Here is a 19,303-nt window from a genome sequence, read left to right on the forward strand (position 1 = left end):
AGGAACCTCGCTCGGAGGGATGGGAGTTGGGGACGAGGGGATTGGCGGGGTTCAGGAGGCGGCCCGGTGCAGGGCGGCTTCCATGCCGTTCAGCACGGCGTTGCAGTCGCGCTGCAGGGTGGCGGCGTCGACGGCGCTCAGCAGGTAGACCCCGAGCCAGTTGCGCGAGCCCGCGGACGGGTCGAAGGCGGGGACCGTCCGGCCCGCGGGCATCGCGAAGGCGGGTACGGCCTCGATGGTGCTGCCCGGGGAGAGCAGGCTCTGCCAGTCCACGGCCTGCGGGTTCCAGACCGGGCTGCTCCGCCAGGGCGCTCCCGAGGCGTCGGCCGGGACGACGGCCAGCGACGCGGCGGCCCTGACCCCGTCGGTGAGCATGGCCTCCGGGTAGTCCACCCGCTCGCCGAGCAGCTGCCGGACCAGCATGCCGATCGGGTCGAGCCCGAAGACCTCGTGGACCTGCCTGGTCGTCAGCAGGCCGCCGAACCTGGCCGCCGTCTCGATGACCACCAGCTCGCCGTCCTTCATCAGCTTCAGCTCGGTGTGGGTGCCGCAGTTCTCCAGCCCGAGCGCGTCGACGGCCTGCCGCGACACCTCCTCGATCCGGCGTTGCAGCGGCACCGGCAGGACGGAGGGCGAGGTGCTGGCCACCTCGACGAAGGACGGCACGGTCGGCAGCTTGGCGGTCATGGCCAGCGGACGGTAGACGCCGTCCGCGACGATCCCCTCCACGCTCACGTAGTCGCCGTAGCCGGGCTCCTGGTACCAGCCCTCGGTGGAGCCCTGGGCGATCGTCTCGACCAGGCGGTCCCGGTCGGTGTCCTCGGCGTACAGCTCGTTCATGCCGACCTGGCTGCCCGCCCGCAGTCCGCTCTCGATCCCGGCCCATGCCGGGGCGGCCTCCTCGACCGAGTCCAGCACGATCTGGGCGACCGACCCGGCGCCCCAGGCCGGCTTGAGCAGCAGCGGGGCTTCGAGTTCGGCCAGTGCGGAGGTCAGGTCACCGAGGCTGTCGACCCGGCGGAACGCGGGTATCGGCACCCCGGCGGCGGCCCAGGCCTCCCGCATCAGCCGCTTGTCCCTGGCGCGGACGATCCCCTCCCCCGGACCGGCCAGGTGGAGACGGCTCGCGGCGTGCGCGACGGCCAGGACCGCGAACTCCGAGAGGGTCAGCAGCGCGTCGGCCCCGATGGCCTTCGCGTACTCCACGATCAGCTCGACCAGTTCGTCGCCGCGCGGCGCCTCGGGCACCAGCTCGATGCTGGTACAGCTGGGCCGCCACACGTCCTCCCCGGACGTGGGCAGCGGCGCCAGCGCGAGGACGTGCAGCTCGCCGCAGGCGGCGATGCGCGGGAAGGCGTACTCCAGCGGGGCGCCGCCCTTGACGTAGACGTACAGGATCTTGTTCAACGTACTTACTCCTGAAGGAAGTTCAATCGTTCGCGGGCGTGCCGGAGCCACGCCGCACCGGCCCGCGGCAGGTCTGCCCGCGGCGTGTCGGCTCGCGGCGGCGTGTCGGCCCGCGGCGTGTCGGCCCATGACAGGCCGGGCCGCGGCACGCCGGGCCGGTGCGGTGCGGCGCGGCGCTCCGGCAGCGTCAGCCGGCGGTGCGGAAGGGGCGCAGCTGCAGCAGGCTGATCCGGTCGCCCTCGATCGCCCACTCGATGTCGACAGGGGCCCCGTACGTCTCGTCGGGCGAGAAGTGCGACTGCAACAGCCTGCTGATCAGGGCCAGTCGGCGCACGAGGTCCTTGGTCGCGGCATCCAGGTCGGTGGCGGCGGTGCCCAGCGAGACCGTCCGGCTTCCGCCCTCCATGGTGTTGCACAGGTACTGGAGCGGGGCGCCCCGGCCGGTCACCACGTCGGCCACCGAGCGCGGCGAGATGTTGAGGTAGACGTCGCGGAAGTCCTGCGGGCTCAGCGGGTTGCAGGTGACCAGGACGCCGCCGACGGTGGATCCGACCTGCTCCTGGACGACCACGCCCATCCGGCAGTGGTCCAGGGCGATGCCCGCCTGGCGCCGCAGCAGCACCGCGCGCGGCGAGAAGAGCGAGGCCCAGACCTCCCGGACGGCGTCGAGGACCGCGTCCGTGCCGCTGACGTGCGCCACCGATTCGTAGAGTCCGGCGGCGGAGAAGCCGGACAGGTCCTCGGCGTTGGAGGAGCTGCGGACGACCTGGACGGTGGCGCCGTACAGGTGGCGGTCGATCGCCCGGTCGACCTCGGCGCGGATCGGGTCGGGCAGCGGGGTGCTGCGGATCAGCCGCTGCACGTCGAGGCAGAGTTCCTCGATCCGCGACGTCTCCGCGTGGAGCGACGCCCGGCTCGGACCCCCCTCCCTGAGTGACGTCCCCTCCTGGGGCGAAGTCCCCTCCTGGAGAAGGGAGTCCAGCCGGTCGACGGCGTTCCGGAGCTCCGCCGAGGAGTCGAGGAAGCGCTGCTGGAGGGAGAACGGCAGCACGATCCCGCGCGGCACCTCGGCGTACTCCTTCACCAGGAGCTGCGCGGCGGCGTTCAGCTCGGCCACGTCCGCGTCCTCCGGGAGGCCGAGTTGCCGGGCCAGGTAGCGCAGCAGGTCGGCCCGGGGCGGCCGGGGCACCTGGTAGAAGCCGAGCCAGCGGGGAGAGCCGTGCTGCAGCAGGTGGGTGAGTTCACCGAGGTTGGCGGCCTTGGTGCCGAACCGGACGTGGTCCCCCGCGCGCAGTTCGGACAGCGGGGTGATCGGCGTGGGCGTGAGGTCGGGCCGGTCGACGACGATGTGATCGGCCGGCGGAGTCGGCCGGACTCCCCCGTGGCCCTCGCCGCCCTCGCGGCTGCCGTGGCCCTCGTGGCTCCCGTCGCCACCGTGGTCCCCCGGCTGAGCTGCTTCGAGGAGGAGGTCCCCGCCCTCGGCCTCGACCCGGTAGCGCACCCACCGGCCGTCCAGCCCGGCGCGGTCGATCCGTTCGACGGCGCCGATGCCGACGGCGTTGGGGATCCGCCACCCGGCGGCCATCACGTTGATGTGGGAGAGCGGCGTGGTGTGCTCGGTGTGGATGATGCCGGACACCCGGGGGATGTCCTCGGGCACCCGGGGCATCACCACGATGTCGTGCCACTCCAGCGGTTCGGCCTCGGCCCGGTACTCCTCCTCCGAGCGGAACACCCGCAGCCGCCCGTGGGCCTCCCCGGGGTTCAGCGGCACGAACGAGGCCACGGAATAGAGCTCATGGGACAGGACGCGCGGAATCTCGCTCTCCGGAATTCCGGCGAGGTAGCCCTCCTGCTGGTGGCCGGCCGGCTTCAGGACCAGCCGCAGCGAAGGATCGACGTGCTCGCGCACCCGGTGATAGAAGAAGCGCAGCATGTCCTGGGACATGGTGTCGACGTCGACCGTTTCCAGGGACAGGAAATCCTCGGCCTCGTGGCCGCTTTCCGTGGGCCGGTCGGCGCGGCCGGTATGGCGGGCGAGCGTGCCGAGATAGAAGCGGCGGTCGGGATTCCGGTAGACGTCGTCGTTGAACGAATCGAGCCTGCCGGCGAGTTCGTCGATCGACATGCCGAGGATCTCGCACGCGATGTAGCGGACATGGAGAGTGCCGTCGGCACTGTCGATGAAGTGAAGCACCGACTCGTCGCAGTCGAGCACGATCTTCACATAGGGATAGCCGCCGACCTGGCCGGCGAGCTCGGAGAACTCCTCAAGGGTGAGCTTTTCGTCCAAGAAGCGGGGCCGCGTGGTCGCGTCGTTGCGATCCGAACGGGTCATGCGCACAGAGTTCAGCCATTCGTCATCGTGTACACGATCCGTGCACACCTGTTGCAGAAGGGTCGGGTACGACCACGCCCACACTGCCATTCGGTATGAACGTTTGACGAATGATCATGCGACATCTGGCCATCATGCATCGATCCGGCCATAAGAATCCGGTCAAGGAAGCCACGACTCCGCATAAAGCTGTGGCAAAGGTCACAGCACGGGACGGCGGGCTCGTGACGGGCAATCGGGGATTTCCGGAAGTGTTGATTCCTGAACGACTGTACGACCTCGGAGGGCGGCGCACTCGCCCACCTCGCCCGTCGGCAATGCCGACAAGTGGATCGAATCATTCCTCCGAATTCCGGGCTTCCCGGCCGCGCCGAATGTCAGCCGTTCCGGACGGGGCGCCGCATTCGTCAACCGAGCGTGCGGTCCAGGTTGAAAGCGGCGCTGATCAGCGCGAGATGGGTGAACGCCTGCGGGAAGTTGCCGAGCTGCTCACCGGTCGGCCCGATCTCCTCGGCGTACAGGCCGAGGTGGTTGGCATAGGTGAGCATCTTCTCGAAGGCCAGCCGGGCCTCCTCCACGCGTCCGGCGCGGGCGAGGGCCTCGACGTACCAGAAGGAGCAGATCGAGAAGGTGCCCTCGGCCCCGCGCAGACCGTCCGGGCTGGCCTCCGGGTCGTAGCGGTAGACCAGCGAGTCGGAGACGAGTTCCGCGCTCAGCGCGTCCAGGGTCGACAGCCACTTGGGGTCGCTCGGCGAGATGAACTTGGCCAGCGGCATCATCAGCACGGAGGCGTCGAGGACGTCGCCGCCCAGGGTCTGGGCGAACGCCCTGCGGTCGGCCGACCAGCCGCGTCGCATGATCTGCCGGTAGATCGCGTCCCGGCTCCGCTGCCAGCGCGGCAGGTCCGCCGGCAGCCCGCGCCGGTTCGCCAACCTGATGGCCCGCTCGATCGCAACCCAGCACATCAGCCGTGAGTACAGGAAGTCCTTCCGGCCGCCCCTGGTCTCCCAGACGCCTTCGTCGGGCTGGTCCCAGTGGTCGCAGAGCCAGTCCACCACGGCACCGACCTCGTCCCAGTGCGCACTGCTGATCGGCTGCCCCCACTTGTCGTACAGGTAGACGGAGTCGATCAGCGCCCCGTAGATGTCCAGCTGGAGCTGGCCGGTGGCCGCGTTCCCCACCCGCACCGGGGCGGAGCCCAGGTATCCCTCCAGGTGGGACAGCTCGCGCTCGGGCAGGTCGCCGCGCCCGTCGATCCCGTACATGATCTGCAGCGGTCCCGTGGCGCCCGCGCCGCCCCGCAGGATGCCCCGGTCGGAGAGGAAGCCCATGAAGGCCTCGGCCTCCGCGGTGAAACCCAGCCGGAGCATGGCGTAGACGCAGAAGGCCGCGTCCCGGACCCACACGTACCGGTAGTCCCAGTTGCGCTCGCCGCCGATCCGCTCGGGCAGGCTCGTCGTCGGCGCGGCCACGATCGCACCGGTCGGCGCGTAGGTGAGCAGTTTCAGCACCAGCGCGGAGCGGTGCACCATCTCGCGCCACCGCCCGTGGTAGCGCGAACCGGCCAGCCAGCGGCGCCAGAACCGCACCGTCGCCTCGAACTGCTCCTCCGCCTCGGCCCGGGGACACGCCCGCGGGGCCAGGTCGCCGCCGACCCGGTCGAGGGCGAACACCGCCGACTCGCCTTCGAGGAGCTTGAAGTGCGACCCCACGTCCACGCCCTCGCGTTCGAGCGGCACGGTGGCCGTCAGCGCGAGCGCCATCGAGGGGGACTCGAAGACGGCCTCGTGGGCCCGGACGCTCACGGTGTGCGGTTCGGATCCGTAGTCGAAGCGGGGAGCCACCCGCGCCCGGAACGGAAGCGTTCCCCGGGCACACACCACCCGCCGGATCAGCCGGTGGCGACCGGCCTCGCGCGACTCGTCCACGACCGGCATGAAGTCCTGGATCTCCGCCACCCCGTCGGTGGCGAAGAACCGGGTGATCAGGACGTTGGTGTCGGGGAAGTAGAACTGCCGGGTGCGCGTCGGCACATCGGCGGCCAGCTCGAACGACCCGCCCCGGTCGGCGTCGAGGATGGACGCGAAGACGCTGGGGGCGTCGAAACGCGGGCAGCAGTACCAGTCGATCGTGCCGTCGGTCCCCACCAGCGCGGCGGAGCGGAGATCGCCGATCAGGCCGTGCTCGGCGATCGGCAGATACCGCGAGCCGTCCGCCGGCCCGATTCCGGTGCCCTGCGGTGCCATACCGGCCTCCCTACCGCCGCGGCGTGGACGCCGGGCAGAGCCGTGCCCGTTGACGGTGGAACACCGTCGTCGCGGACCTTGTTCCGGCTCACCCTGCGTATCGGGGGGCGGGAGCGGCCACGGGCCGACCCGCAGGGGTCCTCGAACGCAGGGGTCCGCTCACGCAGGGTCGGTGAACACCGCGAGCGCGGCGTCCCGGACGTCCGGCCGCGGGTGGCGGCGCAGCGCGTGCAGCACCTCCCGCCACTCGGCGGGCCAGCCCAGCTGCGCCCCCGTGCTCGTCAGTGCGACGGCGAACAGGCCGGGCGCGAGTCCGTCGTCGGCGGCCAGTCGGCGGGCCGCCGCCAGCGCGTGCTCCGGTGCCTCCCGTCGTCCGTTGCCCTGGCGGTTCAGTGCGTCGGCGGCGGCCACCGCCAGCACCGGACGGTCGGCGACCAGGACGGCCAGCTCGGCGACGCGCTCGCCCAGGTCCGGTGCGTCGAGGTCGAGCGCCTCGACCAGTCGCCGGGTGGCCTCGGGCAGCAGCGCGGGTTCGGTGAGCAGAATCGCGGCGACCTCCCGCCGGGTGGCGCGGACGGCCCGCGCGGTGGCGTTCGGGCTCCACATCCAGCCGGTGAGCGCGTCGATCCGCCGCCGGGCCGGCTGGTCGCGGCCGGGAAGCTCCGGTTCCCCGGCGCGCAGGGTCTCGATCAGGGCGGTCAGGGCATCCGCCAGGACGCTGCCCGGCGCGCAGCCGCCGAGCGGGTGCGGGGCGTCCGACAGGGCCATTCCGGTCAGCGCGCGGGCCGCTCCCTGGCAGCGGTCCTGCTCGGCGAGGTCGGTCACCAGCGGGACGAGTGCCCGCACCGCCTCCGGCGCGTACCGGCCCCAGGAGACGAGCTGCCCCTGCGCGGGTGAGGCGGTGAGGAGGTCGGCGTCGACCGCCAGCCGGGCCATCAGGCCGGCGAACGCCGGGCGGTGCTCCGCGGCTGTCCGTTCCCCGCTCAGGTGCAGGACCAGTGCGTTTCGCAGTCCCTCCGGCCCGTCGGCAGCGTCGGTGAGCACGTCCCACAGCGGCAGGTCGGCGATCCGGTCACCGACCGTCGCCAGCACCGCGGCGCGGACGTCGTGGTGCTGCCCCGGCGCGGTGTACGCCTCGCGCAGCAGGGCGGCCGCCTCGTCCAGGAGCAGGTGCGCGGCGGCGAGCCGGACGGCCTGCTTGCGGCTGGTCACCTTCGCCGCCGGATCGAGCGCGATCCGCCGCAGCGCGGGGCCCAGTTCGGAGCTCCGCGCGAACCGGGCCGCGCGGCCGGCCGCGTGGAGGGCGACCCGGGCGCGGTCGTCGGCGGCGTGGGAGAGCAGTTCGGGCAGCGCCCCGGCGGGGCGCTCGGTCCAGGGCAGCGCGGCGAGCGCGGCCTCGGCGAGGACGGTCTCGGCGGAGCCCGCGTACCGGCGCAGCAGGGCCTCGCCGTGGACGGGGATCCGGGCCGCGGCGCGCAGGGCGGCGGCGCGCTCGGCCAGGGCCCGGGTGGGGTCGCCGACCGTGCGGGCGAGCCGTTCGGCGGCCGCGTGCTGCTGTGCGGGGAGCCAGCGGTCCGCGTCGGCCAGGTCGGTCGCGGTCAGGGGGGTGTCGAGCAGGGGCCCGAGCAGATCGGTGCGGATCCGGGTCACGACGGCCCGCACCGGGGCCAGGGTGACGGCCGACGGCCTGAGCGCGAGCAGCCGGGCCACGCGTTCGCCGCCGGTGGCGGGGTCGCGCAGCAGCGGTGCGGCGGCCCGTTCGACGGCACGGTCGCCGCCCGAGCGCAGGACGCGCTCCAGCAGTTCGGCGAGGGCGGGAGCACGTCGTGCCCGGTCGCCGAGCGTCCCGGCCAGCGCGAGCAGCAGTGCGGCCTCGCTGGATCGGGCCGAGCGTTCCAGGGCGGCCCACAGCGCGTCGACGACCGCGGCCTCGCGCCGGGGCGGGACGGTGAGGCCGGCGCCGTCGGTCCGTTCGAGGGTGCGGACGGCCCAGGCGAGCAGTTCGCGGGCCGGCCCGCCCACGTGCTCGCCGAGGACGGCGCCGGCGAGGCGGCCGAGTGCGGTGCGCGTGCGCGCCGAACAGTCCCGGGCGGCCAGGGCGTCGTCGGTGAGCCGCTCCAGCGGGCCGGCGGCGGCGTCGTCGAAGAGCCGCGGCGGCACTGCCGCGACCTCCTCCAGCGCCGTGCCGCGGACCGGGTCCTGCTCGTTGCGCAGTCGGGTGAGCAGTTCGAGCGCCTCGGGCAGGGCGCCCGGTTCGCCGGAGAGTGCGGCCTGCCGGACCAGCTGTGCCCAGGCCCAGCCCCGGTCCCAGGCGTCGGCCACGCGGGTCTCGGCCAGCAGCCTCGGCCGGGCCTCGGCGACCGGCAGCAGGACGAGCGGGACGACGTCCTCGCTGTCCGCCGCCAGCCGGGCCCGCGCCCGCACGTGCCGCTCCTTCGCGGGCAGCACGGCGAGGACGTCGACGGAGTACCAGGAGCGGTACGGCCCGGGCTGCGCCGCCACCTCGTCGTAGAAGGCGGCCCGCCGGGCCGGGGGCAGCTGCCGCAGCAGCGCGAGGTGGCTCCCGTGGTGGCGGTGCGCGAGCGCGGCGAGTCCGTCCGGCCGGGCCGCGGCCAGCCGACGGGCCACGCCGGCGCGCAGCGGCGGCTCGTGGCGGTGCCGGTCGATCGCGAGCAGCAGGCGGACGGTCCGCTCGGCGGAGACGGCTGCGAGGCCGGCGAGCCGGTCGCGCAGCGGGCCGGGCAGGCCGGCCACGGGGGGGCGCTCCAGCAGCTCCAGCATCCGGGCCGGTTCGCGGCCCGCGGCGGCGGCCAGGCCGAGGGCGTGCCGGTGCCAGAAGGTGCGCCTCAAGCCGTACGGCAGGTCGGCGAGCTGACGCTCGGCCTCGTCCAGCACCGCGCCCGGGTGGCGGTGTCCGAGCGAGGTGGAGAAGGCGATCGCGTGGGCCAGCGCGGGCAGTTCGGCGGCGACGACCTCGGTCGAGCAGACCGGCAGCAGCCGGGCCGCCTCGGCGGCGCCCCAGCGCTCGCGGACGACCGGCACCAGCCGCTCGGCCACCGCTGTGCGCCCGGCCCGCAGGACGGCGCGGGCCAGCTCGTCGCGGACCGCCTTCGGGGCGGTGAGCATCGCGGCCTCGAGGTCGCCGTCCGGGAACGGCAGCTCCCCGATCGCCCGGTGCGCGTAGCGCCGCACGACGGGGTCGGGGTCGTCGATCCGGTCGATCAGATGGCGCGCTTGCCGTCCGGCGAGGGCGGCGAGCGCGGCGAGTCGGCGTTCGTACGGGCCACGGCCGTCCAGCTCGGCGAGCAGGGCCGTCAGGTCGGAGGGGGCGAGGGCGGCGGCGGTACGGGCCACCTCGCGCAGCCGGAGCGGATGGGGCAGTGGTTCGACGGCGGCGAGCAGCCGGTCGGCAGTCAGGTGAGGCATCGGCGCCGATTGTGCCCGACGGGCCCGGCGCGGGCATCCGGTTTTTCACGGCGGTACGCCAGCCGACGGCCCGGGTCCGGGTCGGTTCGGCGGGGGTCGGCTCGGGCCGGGGCTGCACGCCGACGGGCGTCCGGTCATTCCGGCTCGGTCGGCAGGGTCCGGGCGAGCCACTCCCGGACGGCCTTCGCCGTCGTGCCCACGTGTTCGTCGAGGATGGAGTAGTGGTCGCCCGGCACGTCGCCGGCCCGCAGCTGCAGGGTCGGGACGGTCGGCTCCGGCTCCTGGCGGTCGAGGAAGATGCGGGCGTAGGCGCCCATGGCGGCGAGGGCGGGCTCGTCGAGCCTGGTGGCGCTGCGGGCGGCCAGTTCGGCGAGCCGGCCCTCGTCGCGGACGGGGTGGGTGTCGAGCAGGACCACCGCCTCGGCGCCGACGCGTTCCGCGACGGCTTGGGCGACCAGCCCGCCGGAGGAGCGGCCCAGGAGCACGACCGGGCGGTCGAGTCGCCCGATCGAGGCGGCGTGGGTCCGGACGAGGCTCTCCACGTCCTCGGGGACGGGGCCGCCGTCGTACCCCGGGTGCGGGAGCAGCCACAGGCCGGGCAGGTGCCGGGCGAGGAGGGCGTACTCCCCGGGGGGAGAGGTGAGGGCGGGGAAGCAGACGACGGCCGGGCCTTCGCCGGCGCTGAGCCGCCGCGGGGCGACGGACGGGAGGGTCGTCGCCGACGGCAGCGCCCAGGAGGCGGAGACGAGCAGGTGCATGGCCTCCTGGGGCCGGCCCAGCTCGCACAGTTTGCGGTACAGGAAGGTGAGCGTCCCCGGGGCCGGTGGTGGGCGCAGCTGCTCGGCGAGGGCCCTGGGGGTGGCGGCGTCGAACACCACCGTGGCGGGGAGGCGCAGGCCGGTCCGTTCCTCCAGTCGGTTGCGCAGTTCGATGGAGGTCAGCGAGTCGAAACCGAGGTCGGGGATCGGGGTGTCCGGGTCCACGTCCGGGTAGCTGAGGACGGCGGCGACCTCGGCGCGCACCATCTCCAGCGTGCCGGCCGGCGGGGTCGGTTCCGGTGTGCTCCGCGGTTCCGGACGGTGCGGGTGGTGGGGCTGGTCGGGGCAGGCGGGCTCGGTCGGACCGTTCGGGTGGTCGAAGGCGATCGGTACCAGGACGGGTTCGTCGGTGCCCAGTGCCGCCTCCAGGAGTGCCAGGCCCTCGGCGGGCGCGAGGGGCAGCAGACCGGCGGCGGCCGTCCGGTCGGCCATCATGCCGATCGTCCAGGGCCCCCAGGCCAGGGAGAGCGCGGGGAGTCCCAACCGCCGCCGGTGGCGGGCGAGTTCGTCGAGAGAGCTGTTGGCCGCCGCGTAGTTGGCCTGCCCGGCGTGGCCGAGCACACCGGACGCCGAGGAGAACAGCACGAAGGCGTCCAGGTCCCGGTGTGCGGTCAACTCGTGCAGCTGCCAGGCGGCTTCCGCCTTGGGGCGCCACACCGTCGCCAGGCGGGCCGGGGTCATCGACGTCAGGATGCCGTCGTCGAGCACTCCGGCGGTGTGCACGACGGCCCGCAGGTCCTCGATGGAGTCGACCAGTGCGGCCAGCGCCGCCCGGTCGGTGACGTCCAGGCGCGTCTCGCCGCTGCGGCCGGCGACGACGACGCGCACTCCCCTGCCCCGCAGGTGCTCGGCGACCGCCCGGCCCAGTGCGCCGCCGCCGGTGACCAGGACGGTGCCGCGCCAGGTGAAGGTGCCGCCCGGCACGGGGACCAGGTTCGCGCGTTCGGCCACCGTGTCGGTCCGCCCGTCGCCGAGTTCGGCCAGGGTGAACCGGCCCGGGTGCTCCGTCTGCGCGACCCGCACCAGGCCGGCCACCGCCGCTCCCGCCGGATCTCCCGGCCGTACCAGGACGGTGAGGTGCTCGTGGTCGGCCTGCAGTTCCCGCAGTGCGAGCGCCAGGGCGGCGGGGGCGTCGCCGGGCCGCACCTCGTGGACCCGACCGCGCGGCCGGCCCGGGGTCCGCTGCCACTCCGGGCGGAACAGCCCGCCCCGGCCGGCCCCCGGCACGGGGTGGCCGGTCGGACGCGGTCCGGTCGAGCGGGTACCGAGCGGACCGGTGTCGGCCGCAGGGGTACTCGTCGAACGGGGTCCGAGCGCGCGCACGGTGAGTGATTCGACGCAGGCCACCGGCCGGCCCTCGTGGTCGGCGACGGCGATCCGCCCGTCACGGATGCGGACCCGCAGCCCCGTGGCCCCCCGCGCCAGCAGGTGCACCCCGCGCAGGGCGAACGGCACTCCCCCGCCGAGCAGCCGCGCCGGGTGCAGCGCCGCGTCGAGCAGGGCGGGGTGGAGCGCGAAGCGCCCCGCGTCCGGGAAGTCCCCGCGCACCTCGCCGAAGAGGTCGTCGCCGCGGCGCCACACCCTGGACAGCCCGCGGAACGCCGGTCCGTACTCGGCGTGGTCGACGTCGAGTTCCTCGGCCTCCGGCGGGGGCCACGGGCCGATGTCCACCGGCGGCGCGGGGCGGGAGTCCAGCCGGCCGCTGGCACAGAGGACGCCGTTCGCGTGCACCTCGAACGGCCGCACGCCACCGGTCCCGGGACGTACGACGATCTCGGCGCGCCGGGTCTCCGGCAGGCGCATCACCGTGTGCAGGACCAGGTCGTCGACGGTGCCGCAGCCGGCCCGCTCCCCCGCGTACAGCACCATTTCCAGGATCGCCGTGGCGGGCACGACCGCCGTTCCGTCGACGACGTGGTCGAGCAGCCACACGGGGGTGAGGTCGGCGGTGCACACCACCTCCCCGGAACCGGGCACGACGACGGTCGACTCGATCAGGGGGTGCTCGGCGGCGCGGTCGAGCCAGTAGCGCCGGCGCTGGAAGGCGCTGGTGCCCCGCAGCCGGGCCGCCGTCCGCTCGGGGTCGGTGGTGGGGATGACACCCTCGATGCCCTCCACGCCCTCGATGCCCTCCACGCCCTCCATGCCCTCGACGTCCTCCATGCCCTCCAAGTCCCCAACGCCCGGGCCCAGGTCGACGAGGGTGACGCCGTCGACCGCGGCCACCTGCTCGGCGAGGCCGACCGTCTCGTGCCGGCGCCGCAGCCAATGCTCCGGATCGTCCGGGCGGGCGCCGATGACCGGAATGAGCGGCGGGCGGTACGTCAGGGTCCGTGCCGTCTCCGCGAACTCCTCCGGCCCGCGGGCGGTGAGCAGCCTCGCCGCGTCGGGCAGGGACAGGACCCCGGCCACGTGAGCCGCCGCGATCTGCCCGGCGCCGTGCCCGATCAGCGCGTCCGGGCGGTACCCCCAGGACTCCAACAGGCGGAACAGCGCCACCTCGTGGGCGAACAGGGCCGCCCGGGCGAGGTCCGTCCGGTGCGCCGGGTCCGGTGCCGTGTTCAGCACCGGATCCAGCTGGGCGCGCGCCTCCTCGAACGCGGCGGCGAACACCGGGTACTCGGCCGCCAGGTCCCGGGTCGTCCCGCGCTGCCGCGCCCCCTGCCCGGGGAACAGGAACGCCACGCGCAGCTGCTCGTACTCCTCGACGATCACATGCGCGTTGGTCCCCGAGATCCCGAAGGCCGACACCGCGGCCCGGCGCGGACGGTTCTGCGTCGGCCGGGACGCCGACCGGCCCACCGAGCGGGACGCCGGCCGGCCCGTCGGCCAGGGCGTCGGCTCGGTGACCAGCCGGACGGCCCCGGCGGACCAGTCGACGTGCGGGCTGGGCTCGTCGACGTGCAGCGTGGCGGGCACGGTGCGGTGCCGCATCGCCATCACGGTCTTGATCACGCCGGCGACCCCGGCGGCCGCCTGGGTGTGCCCCAGGTTGGACTTGACCGTACCGACCAGGAGCGGCGCCGACCGGTCCCGGTCCTGGCCGTAGGTGGCGAGCAGCGCGGCCGCCTCGATCGGGTCGCCCAGGGCGGTGCCGGTTCCGTGGGCCTCGACCACGTCCACGTCGGCGCCGGTCAGCCCGGCATCGGCCAGCGCCTGCTGGATCACGGCCGCCTGGGCGGGGCCGCTGGGCGCCGTGAGGCCGTTCGACGCCCCGTCCTGGTTGACCGCGGAGCCGCGCAGCAGGGCAAGGATCGGGTGACCGTTGCGCAGCGCGTCGGACACCCGCTCCAGGACCAGCAGCCCCACCCCCTCCGACCAGGCGGTGCCGTCGGCGGCGGCGGAGAACGGCTTGACCCGTCCGTCCGGGGCCAGGCCGCGCTGCCGGCTGAACACGACGAAGCTGTCCGGCGTGGCCATGACGGTCGCGCCGCCCGCCAGGGCCAGGTCGCACCGGCCGTCGCGCAGGGAGTCCGCCGCGAGGTGCGTGGCGACCAGCGAGGAGGAGCAGGCGGTGTCCAGGGTGAGCGCCGGGCCGTGCAGTCCCAGGTGGTAGGCGATCCGCCCCGAGGCCACGCTGCCCGCCGCGCCCAGGGCGAGTTGGGCCTGGAGCTGGTGGGCGCTGCCCCGGAAGCGGCCGGCGTAGTCGTTGTACATCAGGCCGACGAAGACGCCGGTGTTGCTGCCGCGCAGCGATTCGGGCGCGATGCCCGTCCGTTCGAACGCCTCCCAGGCCGTCTCCAGCAGCAGTCGCTGCTGCGGGTCGGTGGCCAGGGCCTCGCGCGGCGACATGCGGAAGAACGCCGCGTCGAAGTCGGCCGCGTCCTTGAGGAAGCCGCCGCGGGTGACGTAGCTGGTGCCGATGTGGTCGGGGTCGGGGTGGAACAGGTCGTCCAGGGGCCAGCCCCGGTCGGTGGGGAACTCCGTGATCGTGTCCCGGCCGGCGGCGACCACGCGCCAGAGGTCCTCGGGGCTGCTGATCCCGCCGGGGTAGCGGCAGGCCATGCCCACGATCGCGATCGGCTCGGTGGCCGCGGCCCTGCGGGCGGGCGGTGGCGGGCCGGCGGCCGCGCCCGTGAGGTAGTCGGCCACCGCGCGGGGCGTGGGGTGGTCGAACACCAGGGACGGCGGCAGGGCGACGCCCAGGTCCGCGCCCAGCCGGTCCCGCAGCCGTACGGTGCCGAGCGAGTCCAGGCCGGCTTCGGCGAACGGCTGGTCCGCCCCGGGCGACCGGCCGGTGATCCCCGCGGTCTCCCGCCGGACCACGTCGAGCAGGTACTGGTGGCGCAGCCGCCGCCGCGCCGGTTTGCCCGAGGAGGTCTGCGGGATCCGGCTGACGGGGCGGATCTCCTGCGGCACCCGGTGCGGTGGCAGCAGGCCGCGACAGTAGGCCAGGAGCGCCGCCGGATCCGCGTCGCCCACCACGTAGGCGACCGGTACCTCGCCGAGCACCGCGTCGGGCTCTCCCGCCACGGCCACCTCCCGGACGCCGGGGTGGCGGGCCACGATCTGCTCGATCTCGGCCGGGTGGACGTTCTCCCCGCCCCGGATGATCACGTCGCTCGCCCGCCCGGTCACCACCAGTCGGCCGCCCTCCTCGTGGCCGAGGTCCCCGGTCGCGTGCCACCCGTCGGCGCCGGGCATCCGCACCCGGAGCTCGCCGTCGACGAACCGGGTGTCGATCCCGGGCAGCACCACGCCGTCGACGGCGATCTTCCCGGACGCCTCCGTGCTGCCGTAGCCGTCGTGCAGCTCACGCCCGAACGCGCGGCGGAACCGGGCCCGCAGCTCCTCCGGCAGCGGGGCACCGGCGGACAGGCAGCGCGGCGGCAGCGGCGCCCCGGCGTCCAGGAGCTGGGTGAAGACCGTAGGGACGCCGCCCAGGGCCGTGAACGGCGTCCGGCGCAGCAGGGCGGCCGCCCGGTCCGCGGTGAACCGGTCCATCACGTAGGCGCTCGCGCCCAGGGCCAGCACGCCCACCACGCACATCGAGTGCCCGAACGCGTGGAACAGCGGCAGCGGCCAGAGCAGGTGGTCGTCACCGGACATGCCCAGCTGTCCCCGGTAGGCGAGATCGGCCGACCGCAGCCAGGCCCGCTGCGCCGACAGCACGCCCTTCGGGTCCCCGCCGGTCCCCGACGTGTAGTGCAGCCAGGCGGGCTCGTCCGGTCCGAGGTCGTCCCGCGGCGGCGTACGGGTGACCCCGAGCAGCTCGTCGACGGTCACCACGCGGGCGCCGGCCACCCGCCGGACCCGCGCCAGGTGCTCGCGGTCGGTGACCAGCACCTCGGCGCCGCTGTCCGCCACCCGGAACCGGAGGTCGTCCTCGCCGCTTCGCGGGTCGAGCAGGACACCGACCGCGGCCGCGCGGGCGACCCCGAGGGTGGCCGTGACGGCGGGCACCCCGCCGGCCAGGCACAGCGCCACCCGGCCGCCGCGCCCGACCCGCAGGTTGCCCGCCACCCGGGCGGTGCGGCGGGCGAGTTCGCCGTAGTCCACCGTGCCGTCGGCGTCGGCGAAGGCGGTCTTGGCCCCGCGATCCGCTGCGTGACGGAGGATCAGTTCATGCACCTTGCACCCCTGTGGTCGGTCACGTGGCCACTCCGTCACGCGGTAACCCGGTAACGCGGCAACGGTGTTCACCGTAGCGAACTCGGAGTCCCGGTCACTGCGCACACCGAGCCCGTGTCTCCCGGCGGCCACCACGACGACGTACGGGAAGGCGAAGCCGCCGACCCCGCGGCCCGATCAGGCTCGCAGGCCCGCGAGTTCGGCCGCGACCGACGGCGCCTCCCGGGCGCCAAGGCTGTCGTACACCGCCAGAGCCTCGCGCAGGCGTCTCTCGGCCGCGTCGACCCGACCCAGGTCGCGCTCGCACCGGCCGGCGCCGAGCAGGGCCGCACCCGTCTGGCGCGGGCTTCCCAGTTCGCGGGCCAGTGCCAGGGCCGACTCGTAGTCGGCCAGCGCGGACGCGGGGTGCGACGGACGCCGCAGTGCGCCCCGGACGTTGAGGGTCTGCGCCTCGCCGTGCCGGTCGCCGATGGCCCGCGCCAGGTCGAGCGCGGCGTCGAGGTCCCGAGCCGCGAGCTCGCGCTCACCAGAGGCCAGCCGGACCTCGGCCCGGGTCCGGAGGGTGTTCCCCTGCCCTCGCCGGTCGCCCAGTTCCTCCGCGATGAGCAGGGAGCCCTCCGCCGCGGTGCCGGCCGGGAAGAGGTCGCCCCGGAGCCGGTGGGCCGCGCTGAGGTGGCGCAGCGCGTGCGACTGGGCCCGCCGGTCGCCCAGTTCCCGGGCGAGGTCCAATGCCTCCTGGTGCGCCAGGGCGGCGGCGGCCGGATCGCCCGCGGACCGGTGCACCGCCCCCAGGTAGTTGAGGCTGTAGACCTGGCCGCGCCGGTCGCCCAGCTCGCGCGAGATCCGCAGCGCCTCGTTCTGCAGGTCGAGCGCCTCGTCGGCCCGGCCGGTCAGCGACCGCAGCACGCCGAGGGCGTGGATGATGTAGGTGCTGCCGCGGCGGTCACGGATCCCGCGGGAGAGCGCGAGGGCCTGTTCGACGAGGCGGGTCCCGGAGTCGTAGTGACCGGTCTGGCGGTGGACTATCCCGAGATTGGCGAGGGCGACGGCCTCGCCCCGCCGGTCGCCGAGGTCGTGGAAGAGTTCGGCGGAGCGGGCGAGTTCCGCCTTGGCCTCGTCGTAGCGACCGACCAGGCGGTGGGCCACGCCGAGGTAGTTGAGGGCACTGGCCTCGCCTGCGCGGTCCCCGTTCTCGCGGAAGATCGGTACGGCCTCGTCGTGGGCGGCGATGGTGGCCGGGTAGTCACCGGTCTGGCCGTGGACCGCGCCGAGGTCGTTCAGCACTCGTGCTTCGAGCCGGCGGTCGCCGACGGCTTGGGCGACGGCCGTCGCGGCGCGCAGGTCGTCCGCCGCGCCCCGGTAGTCGCCGCCCAGGCGCCGCACCAGGGCGAGGTTGGTGAGGGCCTCGATCTGGAGAGTGGGCTGTGCCGACTGCCGGGCGCAATCGGCCGCCGCCGAGTGCAGGGCGACGGCCTGGTCCCAGGGGCCGACGAACCGCAGGAACCCGCTGAGTGCCTGGGCCAGTACGACGACGCGGTCGGGGTGGCCGTGGTCGGCGCAGTACCGAGCACAGGCCAGCAGGTTCGCGATCTCGGTGTCCAGCCAGTCCCGAGCCGCCTGGGCCTCGCGGGCCGTGTCCGCGCCCCCGGGCGCCGCTCCGGGCGCGATGGCGGCGACGGCGGCCACGGCGCGTTCCTCCAGGAACGTGAACAGCCGCTCCCGTGCCGCGTCCCGGTCGGCCGGTTCGTCCTCGTCGGTGAGCAGGCCTGCGTACTCCCGGACGAGGTCGTGCATCCGATAGCGGCCGGGCGCGGACTCGATGAGCAGGTGGTCGTCGTACAGGTGCTCCAGTTCGTCGGCCGCGTCGTCGGGGTCATTGCCGTGCAGTGCGGCGGCGATCTCGGCGTCGCACTCGGTGCCCGGGTTCAGGCTGAGCCGGCGGAAGAGTGCCTGGCGATCCTCGGGCAGCTCCCGGTAGGAGAGTTCGAAGGCCGCCGCGACGGCCACGTTGCCGGCGCGCAGCCGGGAGAGCCGCCGTCTGGCCCTGCCCAGGTCGGCGGCGAGGTGGGCGAAGGACCAAGTGGGGTGGTTGCGCAGGCGGCCGGCGACCAGGCCGACCGCCAGCGGCAGCCGGCCGCAGTGTTCCACGACGGCCGCCGCGGCGGCGGCCTCCGCCCCCTCCGCCGTCCGTCCCGAGCGCCCGCAGAGCATCTCGACGGCCGTCGACTCGTCCAGGATGTCGAGGGACAGCACCACCGTGTCCGGCAGCGCCGCGAGCCGGCGCCGGCTGGTGATCAGCACCAGGGACTCGGCCGCGTTGGGCAGCAGCGGCTCGACCTGACTGTGGTCGACCGCGTCGTCGAGAATGAGCAGTACGCGCTTCGAGGCCATCCGGTCCCGCCACAGGACGGCCCGGGCGTCGATCGTGGACTGGCGGTCGGGGCCGCCGGGGATCAGCTCGGGCGACACTCCGCTTGCCGACAGCAGGGCGACCAGCCCGTCGGCCGGATCCACCGGGGACTGGCCGGGGGTGTGCCCGTGCAGGGGCAGGAACAGCTGTCCGTCCGGGAAGCGGTCGGCCAGCCGGTGGCCGAGGTGGACGGCGAGCGCGGTCTTGCCGACGCCCGGCATCCCGCCGATGGCGTGGATGTCGATGACCCGCCCGGCACCGCTCACCCCGATGACCGCGTCGCTCAGTCGGGCGAGTTCGCGGTCCCGGCCGACGAAGGCGGAGAGGTCTCGGGGAAGGGTTCGCATGGCTGCCGCCAGTGTCGATCGAATGGCTGACGAATGGTCAGTACCCGAATACGATGACACGTTGATGTCGGCCAGGCCATGTCGGCGGAGGATTTCGGCCACGGCGGCGTCTGCCAGGACGGCGTCGACCGGGACGGCGGCCAGCCGGTCCGCATAGCGCAGCGGGTCCACCACGACCACGGCGAGCAGGGCCGACGGGGCGCCGTCGCGGGCCACGGTGCAGACCGGCCCGCCCGAGATGCCCGCCCAGCCCGATCGCCCGTCCCTCGTCCGGATCGGTGCAGATGCCACGGTGAGCTGGAGTCGTCCGGAGCGGGCCCCGCTGAGCGGATTCACCGTCGCGAGCACCTGGTCGACGTCCCGCCGGCGGCCCGCCATCGCGTCGGGAAACCCGCCGACCTGCACCCGGTGCCCAGGCTCGACGTCCGTGATCCGTGCCCACGCGACCGGCACCGGGGCCGACGGCGGCACCCACAGCGGGTCGACGATCTCCAGCAGCGCGGCGTCGACGCCCTCCTCCGGCCCGTCGTAGCGGATCCACCGCGTCCGGGCCCGTACCGCCCGTTCACTGTCCAGGGCCTGTACCCGGGGCTCGGCGGTGAAAACCTCACCCGACCTCAGGACGTGGGCGGCGGTCAGCACCAACCGGTCGGCGACCAGATAGCCGCTCCCCCTGGACTGTTCGGAGAGCACCTCGACAACCCGGCAGCGGTCCATTCGGCAAGCCCCCGACCCTCCGG

At 74.6% G+C, this 19,303-nt stretch carries 6 protein-coding genes; all 6 read right to left on the reverse strand.

Features of this window, described 5'->3' with window-relative positions; all coding sequences use genetic code 11:
* Positions 1–51 precede the first annotated feature (51 nt).
* The 6 genes from ACFVGO_RS24415 to ACFVGO_RS24440 all read right to left on the reverse strand — a co-directional run bounded on the left by ACFVGO_RS24415 (position 52) and on the right by ACFVGO_RS24440 (position 19,280).
* Positions 52–1,407: an ATP-grasp domain-containing protein gene (locus ACFVGO_RS24415; RefSeq protein WP_359899697.1), complete on the reverse strand. Its 1,356-nt coding sequence runs from the start codon at positions 1,405–1,407 to the stop codon at positions 52–54.
* 187 nt (positions 1,408–1,594) lie between these two features.
* Entirely contained in the window at positions 1,595–3,745 is a 2,151-nt protein-coding gene (locus ACFVGO_RS24420) for a PEP/pyruvate-binding domain-containing protein (RefSeq protein WP_380634007.1), read from the reverse strand.
* A 407-nt stretch (positions 3,746–4,152) separates the two neighbouring features.
* Positions 4,153–5,991 (reverse strand): glycoside hydrolase family 15 protein, encoded by a 1,839-nt coding sequence (locus tag ACFVGO_RS24425; protein WP_380634009.1) that lies wholly within the window; start codon positions 5,989–5,991, stop codon positions 4,153–4,155.
* Positions 5,992–6,150: 159 nt separating this feature from the next.
* A complete protein-coding gene (locus ACFVGO_RS24430) occupies positions 6,151–9,417 on the reverse strand; it encodes a hypothetical protein (RefSeq protein WP_380634011.1) in 3,267 nt (1,088 codons plus the stop codon).
* Positions 9,418–9,551: 134 nt separating this feature from the next.
* The gene (locus tag ACFVGO_RS24435) at positions 9,552–15,806 is read right to left on the reverse strand and encodes a beta-ketoacyl synthase N-terminal-like domain-containing protein (RefSeq protein WP_380634013.1); all 6,255 of its coding nucleotides are present in this window, start codon (positions 15,804–15,806) and stop codon (positions 9,552–9,554) included.
* Between the two features lie 177 nt (positions 15,807–15,983).
* On the reverse strand, positions 15,984–19,280 hold the full coding sequence (locus ACFVGO_RS24440; protein WP_380634015.1) for a tetratricopeptide repeat protein: 3,297 nt from the start codon (positions 19,278–19,280) through the stop codon (positions 15,984–15,986).
* Positions 19,281–19,303: the final 23 nt, after the last annotated feature.

This window comes from Kitasatospora sp. NPDC057738, assembly GCF_042798815.1.
Taxonomy (GTDB): domain Bacteria; phylum Actinomycetota; class Actinomycetes; order Streptomycetales; family Streptomycetaceae; genus Kitasatospora; species Kitasatospora lactacystinica.